We start from the raw sequence: 13,578 nt of genomic DNA, 5'->3' as shown, positions 1-13,578 counted from the left end.
GCAGCGGTGCAGCAGAGGGTCTAAAGCAAATCGTTGAATTGCGGTTCGGCGAGGCCCTTGACGCCAGGCTTCAGGGCGAACACGCCGCCGGCCAGGGATTGCGGATCATGGTCGTCGCCGGGACGAATCGAGGCGACGAACAGGGTGCTCATGTCGCTGCCGCCGAAGGCACACATGGTCGGTTTCTTTACCGGCACTTGCAGTGAAAAATCCAGGCTCCCGTCCGGGGCGAAGCGGTGGATCAGTCCCGCGTCGTTGGCGCAGATCCAATAGCAACCTTCGGCATCCACGGCGGCGCCATCGGGGCGGCCGGGGAAATGATTCATGTCCACGAAGATTCGGCGATTCGATGGCGTGCCGGTTTCGCTGTCGTAATCGAAAGCCCAGATCAGTTGCACGTTGGGGTGCGAATCCGACAGGTACATGGTTTTGCCGTCAGGGCTGAAGCCGAGGCCGTTGGGCACGATGAAGCCGTCGAGTTGCGCTTCGATCACGCCGGACTGGCCAGCGCTGTAGCGATAGAGCCGGCCTTCAGGCGCGTTGAGGCCCATGTTCAGCACCATGCTGCCGGCCCAGAAACGCCCCTGACGGTCGCAGCGGCCATCGTTGAGGCGCATGTCGGGGCGACTGTGCTCGACGGTTGCAAGCAATTCGCTGTCGAGGCTGCCATCACTGTGCGGGTGCAGGCGAAAGAAGCCGCTTTCCATGCCGGCCACCCAGCCACCGCTGCGGTGGGGCGTGATGCAGGCGAGCATTTGCGGGGCTTTCCACGACGCAACATGCCCGGTGTCGGCGCTCCAGCGTTGCAGTCCGCCGTTGGGGATATCCACCCAGTACAGCGCGTTTTCCTGCGGCACCCAGACCGGGCTTTCACCGACCGCATTGCGGGCGTCGACGATCAATTCGGCTTGCATACTCATTCCCATGGTTTTTATTGGAGGGGGATCAAGTCGAGCGGTCAATCGCCAAAAGGCCCTGCTGCAACAAAGGCGCCGCCCTGGTAGATCCGCGCTGGATCATCGTCGGCCGGCATCGGCTGCGCTTCGACCTTGTCGCGGAACACCTCGGAGGTGTCCTTGGCTTCGAAACCGAGGTGGTTGGCGTAGCGGTTGTCCCACCAAACGTCTTTGTTGGCTGACATGCCATAGATCACGGTGTGGCCGACATTCGGTGTGTACAGCGAGCGTTCGAGCAGTTGCGTGAGGTCGTCGAAACTCAGCCAGGTGTGCATCATCCGGCGGTTCTGCGGCTCGGGGAACGAAGAGCCGATGCGGATGCTGACAGTTTCGATGCCGTAGCGGTCGAAGTAGAAACTGGCCATGTCTTCGCCGTAGGACTTGGACAAGCCGTAGTAACCGTCGGGGCGGCGTGGAGACGTGGCGTCGAGCTTCTCGTCCTGCTTGTAGAAACCAATGACGTGGTTGGAGCTGGCGAAGATCACGCGCTTGACGCCATGGCGGCGTGCGGCCTCGTAAATGTGGAAGACGCCGCTGATGTTGGCGCCCAGAATTTCTTCAAACGGACGCTCCACCGAAACGCCGCCGAAGTGCAGGATCGCATCGACGCCTTCGACCAGTTGATGCACGGCTTGCTTGTCGGCGAGATCGCAGAGCACGACTTCCTCGTGTTCATCCACGGCCGGGGTGAGTGCGGCAATGTCGGACAGGCGCAACACGTTGGCGTAAGGGCGCAGGCGTTCGCGCAGGACTTTGCCCAAGCCTCCGGCGGCACCGGTCAGCAGCAGGCGATTGAAAGGAGCGCGGGGGGTAGAAGTAGACGTCATGGCAATACCTGAACACATTGTTATTAGGTTTGTTGTAGGTTGTCGTATGACTGCGCTGAAGTATCGGTAGGGTTTCCGGATCTTGTCAACGCGACTTTTGGTGTAGATGACGGAAGGGGTGATTCAATTTCCGTCGTCGACTGCGCTGCAATGCGATTCTCCTGTGGGCGCGGGCTTGCTCGCGAATGCGGCGTATCAGTGAACACATTCATGACTGACACGCCGCTTTTCGCGAGCAAGCCCGCTCCCACAGGGAGATGCGCGATTTTCGGACCCGTTACAACAGCGAAATCGGATAGCTGATGAAGATCCGGTTCTCGTCAAATTCGTTGGTGCTGAAGTCCCGGCGAATCGTCGCATTACGCCATTTCACGTTGAGGCTTTTCAGCGGCCCACTCTGCACTGTGTAGGCCAGTTCCGATTCGCGGCCCCATTCCTTGCCGTCATCGGTGGTGGCGGTGTGCACGTTATCACCGCTGATGTAGCGGTTCATCAGGGTCAGGCCAGGCACCCCGAGTGCGGCAAAGTTGTAGTCGTGACGCAACTGCCAGGAGCGCTCCTTGGCGTTGTCATAACTGGCGTTGTAGCTGTCGTTGGCCAGGGTGCCACCGCTGGTGCCGTTAACACGCATCCAGGCATCATCGCCGGTGAGTTTCTGCAGGCCGACGTAGAAAGTGTTGCCACCGTATTTGGCCGAGAGCAGGGCAAATGCGGTCTTGTTATCGAGGTCGCCGGCCTGGGCGCTGCCGTCTTCCTTGCCAGTGAAGAACCCGAGGTTGGCGCCAAGAGTCCAGTCGCCCATCGGCTGGCTGTGGCTGAGGTTGAAATACTGCTGCTGATAGATATCAGTCAGCTCGGCGTACCACACACCGACCATGGTGCGTTTTTCGTTGAAGCTGTATTCGCCACCGCCGAAGTTGAAGCGATCGGAGGTGAATGCACCGCGGCCGTTCATCGACATGTCTTCCATGCTCGCGTCGTTGCGCGGGCTGTTGCCACGGAACTGGCCGCCGTAAACGGTCAGGCCGTTGATTTCGGTGGACGTGATCTGGCCGCCGCGGAAGGTCTGCGGCAGGGAGCGGCCATCGTCGGAGCGCAGGATCGGCAACACCGGCATCCATTCGCCGACTTTCAGTTCGGTCTTCGACACCTTGGCTTTCAGCGCCACGCCGAGTCGACCGAAGTTGTCGGCCGGGCGGCCGTCATCGTGGATCGGCAACAACTGCGTGCCACCGGTGCCTTTACCGCCATCGAGCTTCTGCGAGTACATGCCAAGGATGTCCAGGCCGAAGCCGACCGTGCCTTGAGTGAAGCCGGATTTGGCGTCGAGGATGAAGCTCTGTGTCCACTCTTCAGCCTTGCCTTGCGGGTTGGCCGGGTTGACGAAGTTACGATTGAAGTAGGCGTTGCGCAGGTTCAGCGTGGCTTTGCTGTCTTCCAGAAAGCCTTCAGCACCGGCGCTCATCGGCAAGGCCAGGGCGAGGCTGCTGCAGCCGAGCAGGCTGAGGGTCGAACGCGGCTTGAAACTGGCAAAACGTGAAGGGCGGACGGAATTGCGGGCGAGTGGGCTCACTGTGATGCTCCCTGGATCGTTGTTGTTTTTATTATTTGTCATACGTCGTCGTACAACATCGATGCGGATATTTCCCAGATTTACAGGGAATGTCAACTGGAAGTTATACGACGACCCTGCAAATCGGCGCGTTCTCTTACAGACGTGACCTTTTACGGCAAGACCCGGCACTCGCTGATATGCGAGCCGCGTACGAAACCCTGTGGGAGCGGGCATGCTTGCGAAAGCGGTATGTCAGCCATAGACGAGTCGTATGACCTGACGCCTTCGCGAGCAAGCCCGCTCCCGCAGGGGTATTTTCAATGCCATGGAGTGTGTGTTGCTCGTGAAATTGCGGCAAACTTCCTCCACCCCCAGCACCAGGCCGAACCATGGATAAATACGCCCCGCGCAACTGGCAGCCCCACGAAAAGCCCAGCCTGCCCGGTTCTCCTTCGACGCCGCTGCACTCCACGCCCAAGCGCCTGGCCTACGCGGCGGTTGGTGTGCTGGTGGCGGTAACCGGTGGGCTGGGGAATTCACTGGTGGTAGCCAACCTGCCTTATCTGCAAGGCTCGCTCGGCGCGACCACAGCGGAAATGGCCTGGCTGCCGGCGGCGTACGTGATGACCAACGTGTCGATGAACCTGCTGCTGGTGAAGTTTCGCCAGCAGTTCGGCTTGCGGGCGTTCACCGAGGTATTCCTGGTGCTCTACGCGCTGGTGACCTTCGGCCATTTGTTCGTCAACGATCTGAATTCTGCGGTAGCGGTGCGTGCTGCCCACGGCATGGTCGGTGCGGCGTTGAGTTCGCTGGGTTTGTATTACATGGTCCAGGCGTTCCCGGCGAAGTGGCGGCTCAAAGCGTTGGTGCTCGGCCTCGGTACTTCGCAATTGGCGTTACCGCTGGCGCGGTTGTTCTCTGAAGACCTGTTGCAGATCGCCGAATGGCGCGGCTTGTACCTGTTCGAACTGGGCATGGCCCTGCTGTCACTGGGCTGTGTCTTGCTGCTGAAGCTTCCGCCCGGTGACCGCTTCAAGACCTTTGAAAAACTCGACTTCCTGACCTTCGCCATCCTCGCCACCGGGGTGGCATTGTTGTGCGCAGTGCTGTCGCTGGGGCGGATCGACTGGTGGCTGGAGGCGGACTGGATCGGCGTGGCGCTGGCGTGCTCGATCGCGCTGATCATCATGGGGCTGGCCATCGAGCACAACCGCAGTAACCCGATGCTGATGACCCGCTGGCTCGGCAGCGGAACGATGATCCGCCTGGCGCTGGCGGTGACCCTGATTCGCATGGTCACCTCGGAGCAATCGACCGGCGCGGTTGGCTTCATGCAGAACCTCAACATGGGCTATGAGCAGTTGCACAGTCTGTACGTGGTGATGCTGATCGGCAGCATTGCCGGGCTTGCCACCAGCGCGCTGACCATCGACCCGAAACACTTGTTGATGCCGTTGATCATCTCGCTGGCGCTGATGGCCACCGGTTCGGTGATGGACAGCTTTTCCAACAACCTGACCCGTCCCGCCAACATGTATTTCAGCCAGTTCCTGCTGGCGTTCGGCAGTACGTTTTTTCTCGGCCCGACCATGGTCTTCGGCACGCGCAACGTGCTGACCAATCCGCGCAACCTGGTGAGTTTTTCCGTACTGTTCGGGATCTGCAACAACCTCGGCGGACTGCTCGGCGCGGCGTTGCTCGGCACTTTTCAGATCGTGCGGGAGAAGTACCATTCCAGCCACATCGTCGATCATCTGGTGATGTCCGACCCGTTGGTGGCCGCGCGGGTGCAGAGCGGCGGCTCGGCCTTCGGTTCGTTGCTCGCCGACCCGAGCCTGCGCAATCTGGCCGGCATTCGCAGCCTCGCCAATGCGGCGACACGCGAAGCGAACGTGCTGGCCTATAACGATGTCTTCATGCTGATTGCGGTCATTGCCGTCCTGACCATGATCTGGCTTTCGATTCGTGCGTTGTGGCTGGTGAGCACCACCAAAGCCATTGAGCCGACACCTTCCGTACCACCCAGCGGTGCCACTTCTTCATGACCGAACCGACCACCACAACCACCAACGCCATCGCCGCCACACCTGAAGGGGAGGCGCCGCCTGCATCAGCCAACACCGCACCACGTTCGCTACGGGTGCGGATCATTTCTTCGCTGGGCTTTGCCGCGATCGCTATCGTTGGCGTGCTGATCGTGTTGTATGCCTGGCAATTGCCGCCGTTCAGCAGCGCTGTGGAAACCACTGAAAACGCCTTGATTCGCGGGCAGGTGACGATTATTGGCCCACAGCTCAGCGGTTATGTATTCGAGGTGCCGGTGCAGGACTTCCAGTACGTCAAGGCCGGGGATCTGCTGGTGCGTCTGGACGACCGCATTTATCAGCAACGCCTCGACCAGTCCCTGGCGCAACTGGCGGTGCAAAAGGCCGGGTTGGCCAACGTCGTGCAGCAGCGCAACAGCGCCGAGGCAACGATCAAATTGCGCCAGGCGGTATTGGCCGACAGCCAGGCGCAGTTGCGCAAGAGCGAGGCCGATCTGCGGCGTAATCAGGAACTGGTGCGCGACGGTTCGGTGTCCAGACGCGAGTTCGACGTGACCCTCGCTGCCAATGCGCAGAGCACGGCGGCGGTGGCGCAGGCCAAGGCCAATCTGGAAATTGCCCGCCAGGATCTGCAAACGGTGATCGTCAATCGCGGCTCGCTGGAGGCCGCCGTGGCCAGCGCGGAAGCGGCGGTGCAACTGGCGCGGATCTACCTGTCGAACACGCGCATCGTCGCCCCGCGCGACGGCCAGCTCGGGCAGATCGGCGTGCGCCTCGGCGCCTACGTCAACTCCGGCGCGCAGTTGATGGCATTGGTGCCGGATCAGAAATGGGTGATCGCCAACATGAAGGAAACGCAGATGGCCAACGTGCGTGTCGGGCAGCCGGTGCGCTTCACCGTCGACGCCTTGAACCACCGCAGATTCACCGGGCATGTGCAGCATATTTCGCCGGGCACCGGTTCGGAATTCGCCTTGCTTCAGGCCGACAATGCCACTGGCAATTTCGTCAAGATCGCTCAGCGCGTGCCGGTACGCATCACCATCGACCCGGATCAGGACGAGGAGGAACGTCTGCGTCCGGGGATGTCGGTGGTCGTCAGCATTGACACTGCCGCAGGCGATACCCAACCCCACTGAGCTCTACACCCGATATAGGGTTTTCGGCGATTTCAGGGGCGCCGCACGATCCCGAGCCGCTGCGGTCGTACTCATCACCTAGCCGCATCACAGTGTGGAGATCCAATGAGCCAGGAAGTCCTGACTACCGAAACCAACCGTCGCCAGTTGCAGCAGATCATCGCCGGGCTGTCGGACGGGGTGATTCTGCTGGAGCTCGACCAAAGCATCCTTTGGGCCAACGAAGCGGCGTTGACCATGCATGGCGTCAGCACCATCGGTGATCTGGGCACCAACGCCGACGAGTACGCAAAGCGCTTCACGCTGCGCTATCGCAACAATCATGTCTTGCCGCCCGAGAACTACCCGATCAGCCGCGTGGCGCGCTGCGAGGTGTTCAATGATGTGTTGATCGAAGTCTCGTCCGTGGCCGATCCGGAGCATGTCTGGGTACATAGTGTGCGCAGCATGGTACTGACCGACCGCGTGGGGCAGCCCGAGTCGCTGGTGCTGATCATGAGTGACGTCACCGACTGGGCCAACGCCGAACTGCGTTTCGAAAAAACCTTCAACGCCAACCCTGCGCCAGCGGTGATCTGCCGGCTCAGCGATCTGCGTTACATCAAGGTCAATCCGGGCTTTCTGGAAATGACCGGCTATACGCGCGATCAGGTGATTGGCACCTCAGCCTATGAAATCGACATCTTCGAACAGGCTGATCAGCGCGATCTGGCGATTCAGCGCTTGCGCGATGTCGCGACCATCCCGCAGATGCAGGCGCAATTGAGCCTTCCGGACGGGGGCAGCAAACAGGTGATCGTCGCCGGGCAACCGTTGCTGCTCAATGACGAGAATTGCATGTTGTTCTCTTTCGTCGATATGGAGCCACGGCGCCGTGTCGAACTGGCCTTGCGTCAGAGTGAGGAGCGGTTTGCCAAGGCGTTTCGCCTGACGCCGGTGCCGATTCTGATCTGTACGGCTGACAAGCAGGAGGTCATCGACGTCAACCAGGCGTTCCTCGATACCCTCGCTTACGACAGCGACGAGGTGCTCGGCAAGACTGTCACGCAGTTGAGCTTTATTCACGATGACGGCGCCCGCACGCGGCTGTTGTCGGCCCTGGCGAAGAACGGTCGGGTGGATCGCGTCGACGTGCCGGTGCGCAAGAAGGACGAGGAGTTGCTGGAATGCGCGGTGTCCGCTGACACGGTTAACATCCATGACACGTCCTGCTATCTGCTGGTGTTGATGGACATGACCGAGCGCAAGCGCACAGAGCTTGAATTGGTAGCGGCAATTGAAGAGGTGATGAAGGATGCTTCGTGGTTCAGCCGCACGCTGATCGAAAAACTGGCCAACGTGAAGAAAATCAATTCGCCGCAGCTGCCCAGCGCTTCGTTCACTGATCTGACGGCGCGCGAGCGCGATGTGCTGGGTTTGATCTGTGAAGGGCTGGCGGACAAGGAGATCGCCGCGCGGTTGAAACTGGCGCCCAATACCGTGCGCAATCACGTGGCCACGGTGTATTCGAAGCTCGACGTGCACAGCCGCAGCGAGGCGATTGTCTGGGCTCGTGAGCGGGGCTTGTTTTCCGGAGAGTGGAGCACCAAGGGGCAGCGCTAAGGGTGCAAATGCACTAATTGCATAGGTGCAAATTCATGTATTGGCGCAGGCGCTGTGTTCTTAGGCTGGTGGGGTGCGGTGTAAGCCATTTCGGGCTTGCGATCGCGCCCCCTTGAAGCAGCCATAGGAACAACGTCAATGATGAATCTTGCGCAGTTGCGCGCTCGGCTCGAGCACAGTTTTGCGCCGCTCGCTTGTGAGTGTTCGGTCGATGGTGACCATTCGCTGACGGTCAAGTTGTATCACCCGGATTCCGGGCAGGTGGATCTGGTGATCAGTGGCCTGGATCTGGCTTCGCTGCGTACGCCGCAGGCGCTTGAAGCGCTGGTGGGTGAGTTGCGGTATGAGCTTGAGAGCAATTCTTTGCGCTCCTCGCGGGATCCGGATCTGGCTTAGCGCGCTTTGGTCTTGGCGGCCTTTGGGCCGGCCATGCTCTGACGTCGGCTCGCTCGCTGAGGCTCGGGGTTCTTTCGCTCCGGGATCAATCTCTCCACTCAGCCTGCCGACGGGCTCTGAGATCAAGATCAAAAGCGGTACTCGAGCTCACGCTCATTGTTTTGAGTGGTGAAGCGCGGATGAGCTTTGCTTTTGCTTTTCTGTGGGAGCGGGCTTGCTCGCGATGAGTCCCTTGCCGGCAACGATGATCTCAATCCAGCCTTCTGCTGAAAAATCCCCGCAAAACCGACAGCCAATCCCCCAATCACCTCCATCCACTGGCGCTAACAAGGCGCTCAGCTATAAAGAATGAGTGGTCAGGTCTTCCGCGGCCGGTTGGGTTGCGGGAGTTTGTCTCTCATTACCGCGGATCGTCCTATGAATAATCCTGGGAAACGCGTCTTGCCGTTGGCTTTTCTTGCTGTGCTGTTGGCCGGTTGTGCCAGTGCGCCGCCTCCTGCGCCTGCCGCGCCGCCGCCACCGCCGGAACGCCGGTGTGAAGTGCTGGAGAATACTGAGGTGGTTGGGGACATGTATGTGGATGGGCAGGTGACACGCCAGATCACCACTACCCGTTGCATTACACAATAAGAATCGCGATTGCTCGATTCCACGAGGCCTGGAATCCTGCTGTGACCCTGTAGGAGCGAGCCTGCTCGCCAAGGCGTGGTATCAGTCGAAACCAGCTGACTGACGCGGCGCTTTCGCAAGCAGGCTCGCTCCCACACGGGTTAGCAATCTGCCGTGGAAATCAGGACAGGAACCCGCCATCCACATTCAGTGCCACACCCGTGGTGTAACTCGACGCATCGCTGGCCAGATACAGCACCGCGCCAGCCATTTCGCTCGGATCGGCCACGCGCTTGAGCGGAATCTGGGTCAGTGCCTGTTTCAGGATCGCATCGTTTTTGACCAGGGCCGAGGCGAATTTGGTGTCGGTCAGGCCGGGGAGCAGGGCGTTGCAGCGGATGCCGAATTGCGCGCATTCCTTGGCGAAGACTTTGGTCATGTTGATGACCGCCGCTTTGGTCACCGAATAAATGCCCTGGAAAATCCCCGGCGAGATGCCATTGATCGACGCGACGTTGATGATGCTGCCACCACCGTTTTCGCGCATCAGCTTGCCGGCCTCTACCGACATGAAGAAGTAGCCGCGAATGTTCACATCGACGGTCTTCTGGAACGCACCGAGATCGGTGTCGAGCACGTTGCAGAATTGCGGGTTGGTCGCGGCGTTGTTGACCAGGATGTCGAGGCGGCCGAACTGTTCCTTGATCCCGGCGAAGACCTGGCTGATCTGCTCCATTTCACCGATGTGGCAGGCCACGGCAGTTGCCTTGCCGCCGGCGGCGGTGATGGCGTCGGCGACGTGTTGGCAGCCTTCGAGCTTGCGGCTCGAAACAATCACGTGGGCGCCTTGCTGGGCCAGCAGTTTGGCGATGGCTTCGCCGATGCCACGGCTGGCGCCAGAGACGAAAGCGATTTTGCCGTCGAGGTCGAACAACTGAGTCTTGGACATGGGATTCCCTTGTAAAAAGTCATGTTATTGCCCGGATCAGAGGCTGGATTTCTGAATCACCTGCAGGCTCATCTGCTCCAGCAGTTTGTTCATGTGAATGAACTGCGCGAAGCGTTTGTCCTGGGTCTGGCCATGGTAAAAACGGTAGTAAATCTGCTGGACAATGCCGGCCAGGCGAAACAGGCCGTAGGTGTAGTAGAAATCGAAATTGTCGATGCTGATGCCCGAGCGCTCGGCGTAGTAGTCGACGAATTCGCGGCGCGTCAGCATGCCCGGTGCATGGCTTGGCTGGCGGCGCATCAATTGCACCGGCGCCGGGTCGCCGGCTTCGATCCAATAGGCGAGGGTATTGCCCAGGTCCATCAGCGGGTCGCCGAGGGTGGTCAGTTCCCAGTCGAGCACGCCGATGATCTGCATCGGGTTGTCCGGGTCGAGGATGACGTTGTCGAAGCGGTAATCGTTGTGGACGATGCTCGATGTCGGGTGGTCGGCCGGCATCTTGTCGGCAAGCCAGGCTTTCACGGCTTCCCAGTGCGGCGCATCCGGGGTCAGGGCTTTTTCGTAGCGCTCGCTCCAGCCTTTGATCTGCCGCGCGACGTAGCCTTCGGGCTTGCCCAGATCGCCGAGGCCGCAGGCATTGTAATCAACGCGGTGAAGTTCGACGAAACGGTCGATGAAGCTTTTGCACAGTGCTTCGGTCTTCGCTGAGTCCAGGCCCAGTTCCGGCGGCAGTTCGGCGCGCAGGATGATGCCCTTGACCCGTTCCATCACGTAGAACTCGGCGCCCATCACCGATTCGTCCGTGCAGTGCACGTACGCCTTCGGGCAATACGGGAAGCCGTCGCGCAGTTGATTGAGGATGCGGAATTCACGGCCCATGTCATGGGCGGATTTGGCCTTGTGGCCAAACGGCGGTCGGCGCAGGACAAACTCCTGTTCCGGGTATTCGAGCAGGTAAGTCAGGTTCGAGGCACCGCCGGGAAACTGGCTGATCTGTGGGCTGCCGGTCAGGCCCGGGATGTGCGCCTTGAGATACGGATCGATCAGGCTGGCATCAAGTTCTTCGCCAGAGCGGATCCGGGTGGACTGGTCAGTAAGCGCCATGCTTATCCCTTCTGCTTATTTTGGAGGCCAGACATCATTGGCTAATCTAATGGCGCGCTCGGGTGCTCACAAGTGCGGGTCGGTCTTATAGGTCAGCGTGTTGCCGGATAATCAACTCTGGGAATGGGCGAGGATCGGCGCAGACCTGGGAAGGCCGCGCCGGTTAGTGCACGCGCTGGTTTCTCAGTCTTGGCGGCAAAGCGACGGGCGTCAGCACCGGTTGCCCGGAGAAAAACGCCATCAGGTTCTTGCCAACCAGTTCCACCGTGCCTTGTGTAGCCTCAGGGGAGAGTCCCGCGACATGTGGCGTCAGGACAACATTGCTGAGACTTTTCAGGGCATCGGGCACTTCCGGCTCGTGATCGAACACATCCAGGGCGGCGCCGGCGATACGCCGTTGTTCAAGTGCGGTAATCAGGTCTGTCGTAGCGATCACACTGGCTCTTGCGATATTGACGATGAATCCATTTGGCCCGAGCGCATCGAGCACTGCTCGCGTCACCAGATGCTGCGTTGTAATGCCACCGGGCGTGGCGACCACCAGAAAATCCGAAGCTCGAGCCAGATCGGTCGGTGTCGAGCAGAAAGAATAAGGGACGTCGCTGCGCACTTGGCGGTTGTGGTAGCTGATCTGCATGTCGAAGCCCAGTTCAGCGCGCTTGGCGACCGCCATGCCCACTGCGCCCAGCCCGAGTATTCCGAGACGTTTGCCCGCCAACGATGGGCGCATGATTTTCGGCCATTCACCGCGGCGTACAGCTGCATCGCAGCGCGGGATATCGCGAACCAGCGCGAGCAGCAGCGCCATCGCATGATCGGCCACCGACGAGGCGTTGACCCCGGCGCCGTTGGTGACAGTGATGCCACGGTCGCTGGCGGCTTGTAGATCGACCTGTTCATAGCCTGCGCCGATTACCGTAATGATTTTCAAGGCGGACAGGGCGCTGATCTCGTCGGCAGTCAGGCCCAGCGGACCACGAGTGAGCACAGCGTCGATGCGACTGCCATGGGTGAAGATGGCCTGCGCCCGCTCGGCGGGCGTGGGTGCAAGGATCAGATGGAACCCCTGATGTTCGAGAATCGGCAGATAGTCATTGATCGTTTCAACCAGTACCAGAACGGTTGCGGGCATTGCGCGGCTCCTGTGATTGGCGGCGGGTAGGTCGCGAACGTCGGCTCAGAGTGCTGAATCCGCAGCGGCTTGGCAATCGTTGCATTCGTGCGGTGATGCTCTGATTCTGGACGGCTTCAAGCAAGAAGCAAGAACCCGCACACCGGTGATCCGGTGTGCGGGCGATCTCATTGGGCAGCTTGCGCTTTGCTCTGTTCGGCCAGGGCGATCGGTTTGAAATCATAGGTGGGGTAGAACTCGGTGCGGTAGGTCCCCCACGCGGTATTTTCCAGCGCCAGGTTCACTTCTGCGAGTCGAGAGGCCGGGAAGCGCACGGTAACGACCTGCCCGATGCCCATCATGATGTTCCAACTCACCACTTCGACGCCGGCTGGCGGGAAGGTTTTATAAAAGCCTTGCTGGGCAAGTTGTGCCTTGAGTTCGCCGAGCGGGCGCGACTGATCATGTTTGAGAAACACCGTGAGCATCATGGTGTTATGAGTGGCGGCTTCTTTGATCGGGGCCGTGGTGGCTTGCGCACTGCTGACAGCGACTAGGCTAGCGGCCATCAGTACCGTGGATAACAGCAGTGACTTGAATGTCTTTCTCATATTGAATTCCAGTAGTTACTTCGGCAGGGCTGAGTTTGTTTTTACGCTTCCGGTATAGGGCGCGTGAACTACATGAATGCGTACAGGTGGATTGCTTTCAATCATGTCGCGAGGCACTTCGCGAGAATAGGTAAATTCGTTTTTATTCAGGGTCTCCAGGCGTCGGACAATAGATTTGGTTGGGCCGATGTCCGGTACCAGAACATGCTTTTTCTGATCGCCGGTCACGAAGAAATAACCGCCACCACCGTTGTTGTATTTGGATTCGCCAGTGTCGGTATAGAAGAATTCGTAGCGGTTTGTTTCGGGGTCCCAAGTCGATATTCCAACGACGCCAGGGTATTTCTCTTTCACGTCAGTCTGCGGAGCGCCTTCGACGTACACCTTGGTGGTCAGCCAGCGGGGAGAGGAGCCTAGATCGCGGATGTCGGCCTGGGCGCTCGCAATGGGTATCAACAGCGCTGCAAATAGTAATCGGATTTTGTTGTGTTTAATCATGAGTCATCCTCGTTATCAGTTCGCGTGAATACAGAGTGTGGTCATTCAGGTTCAAGCGCAGGAAATATAGGCAGAGATTTGAAAGTAGCTCAAGAGTGAGGTAGCTGCTTGTAACAAACTAAGTGATCTGTGTTTTTTGTATTAATTTGTCTCTAAATTAATCGCGTTCTAATTTG

General features: G+C 59.4%; 12 protein-coding genes. 4 read left to right on the top strand and 8 right to left on the bottom strand.

Going from position 1 to position 13,578, the window contains the following annotated elements; all coding sequences use genetic code 11:
• Positions 1 to 20 precede the first annotated feature (20 nt).
• From CXF97_RS00805 to CXF97_RS00795, 3 genes are all read right to left on the bottom strand, one after another.
• Positions 21 to 914, bottom strand: a complete 894-nt coding sequence (locus CXF97_RS00805) for an SMP-30/gluconolactonase/LRE family protein (RefSeq protein WP_101155256.1) — start codon at positions 912 to 914, stop codon at positions 21 to 23.
• A 44-nt stretch (positions 915 to 958) separates the two neighbouring features.
• On the bottom strand, positions 959 to 1,783 hold the full coding sequence (locus tag CXF97_RS00800) for an NAD(P)-dependent oxidoreductase (protein WP_101155254.1): 825 nt from the start codon (positions 1,781 to 1,783) through the stop codon (positions 959 to 961).
• Positions 1,784 to 2,060: 277 nt separating this feature from the next.
• Complete coding sequence (locus tag CXF97_RS00795; protein WP_101155252.1) at positions 2,061 to 3,356, bottom strand: OprD family porin; 1,296 nt, start codon at positions 3,354 to 3,356, stop codon at positions 2,061 to 2,063.
• A gap of 371 nt (positions 3,357 to 3,727) precedes the next feature.
• Here CXF97_RS00795 and CXF97_RS00790 point away from each other — a divergent pair, with 371 nt between their 5' ends.
• The 4 genes from CXF97_RS00790 to CXF97_RS00775 all read left to right on the top strand — a co-directional run bounded on the left by CXF97_RS00790 (position 3,728) and on the right by CXF97_RS00775 (position 8,520).
• Positions 3,728 to 5,383: an MFS transporter gene (locus tag CXF97_RS00790; protein WP_101155250.1), complete on the top strand. Its 1,656-nt coding sequence runs from the start codon at positions 3,728 to 3,730 to the stop codon at positions 5,381 to 5,383.
• Positions 5,380 to 6,522, top strand: a complete 1,143-nt coding sequence (locus tag CXF97_RS00785; RefSeq protein WP_101155248.1) for an HlyD family secretion protein — start codon at positions 5,380 to 5,382, stop codon at positions 6,520 to 6,522. The genes CXF97_RS00790 and CXF97_RS00785 overlap by 4 nt, the downstream gene beginning before the upstream one ends.
• A 105-nt stretch (positions 6,523 to 6,627) precedes the next feature.
• On the top strand, positions 6,628 to 8,124 hold the full coding sequence (locus CXF97_RS00780) for a helix-turn-helix transcriptional regulator (RefSeq protein ID WP_101155247.1): 1,497 nt from the start codon (positions 6,628 to 6,630) through the stop codon (positions 8,122 to 8,124).
• A 138-nt stretch (positions 8,125 to 8,262) separates the two neighbouring features.
• Positions 8,263 to 8,520: a DUF1652 domain-containing protein gene (locus tag CXF97_RS00775; protein ID WP_101155245.1), complete on the top strand. Its 258-nt coding sequence runs from the start codon at positions 8,263 to 8,265 to the stop codon at positions 8,518 to 8,520.
• Between the two features lie 790 nt (positions 8,521 to 9,310).
• On the opposite strand, the gene CXF97_RS00765 is transcribed toward CXF97_RS00775, so the two are convergent.
• From CXF97_RS00765 to CXF97_RS00745, 5 genes are all read right to left on the bottom strand, one after another.
• Entirely contained in the window at positions 9,311 to 10,078 is a 768-nt protein-coding gene (locus CXF97_RS00765; protein WP_024013283.1) for an SDR family oxidoreductase, read from the bottom strand.
• 36 nt (positions 10,079 to 10,114) lie between these two features.
• Positions 10,115 to 11,182, bottom strand: a complete 1,068-nt coding sequence (locus CXF97_RS00760) for a phosphotransferase family protein (RefSeq protein WP_101155241.1) — start codon at positions 11,180 to 11,182, stop codon at positions 10,115 to 10,117.
• A 163-nt stretch (positions 11,183 to 11,345) separates the two neighbouring features.
• On the bottom strand, positions 11,346 to 12,314 hold the full coding sequence (locus CXF97_RS00755; protein WP_101155239.1) for a 2-hydroxyacid dehydrogenase: 969 nt from the start codon (positions 12,312 to 12,314) through the stop codon (positions 11,346 to 11,348).
• Positions 12,315 to 12,481: 167 nt separating this feature from the next.
• A complete protein-coding gene (locus CXF97_RS00750) occupies positions 12,482 to 12,904 on the bottom strand; it encodes a hypothetical protein (RefSeq protein WP_101155237.1) in 423 nt (140 codons plus the stop codon).
• A 15-nt stretch (positions 12,905 to 12,919) separates the two neighbouring features.
• The gene (locus CXF97_RS00745) at positions 12,920 to 13,402 is read right to left on the bottom strand and encodes a DUF4822 domain-containing protein (RefSeq protein WP_101155235.1); all 483 of its coding nucleotides are present in this window, start codon (positions 13,400 to 13,402) and stop codon (positions 12,920 to 12,922) included.
• Positions 13,403 to 13,578: the final 176 nt, after the last annotated feature.

Source organism: Pseudomonas sp. Choline-02u-1 (assembly GCF_002836515.1).
In the GTDB taxonomy this organism is placed as follows: Bacteria; Pseudomonadota; Gammaproteobacteria; order Pseudomonadales; family Pseudomonadaceae; genus Aquipseudomonas.
Note: the sequence above shows the minus strand (reverse complement) of the source record. Positions and strands in the feature narration are given on the sequence as shown.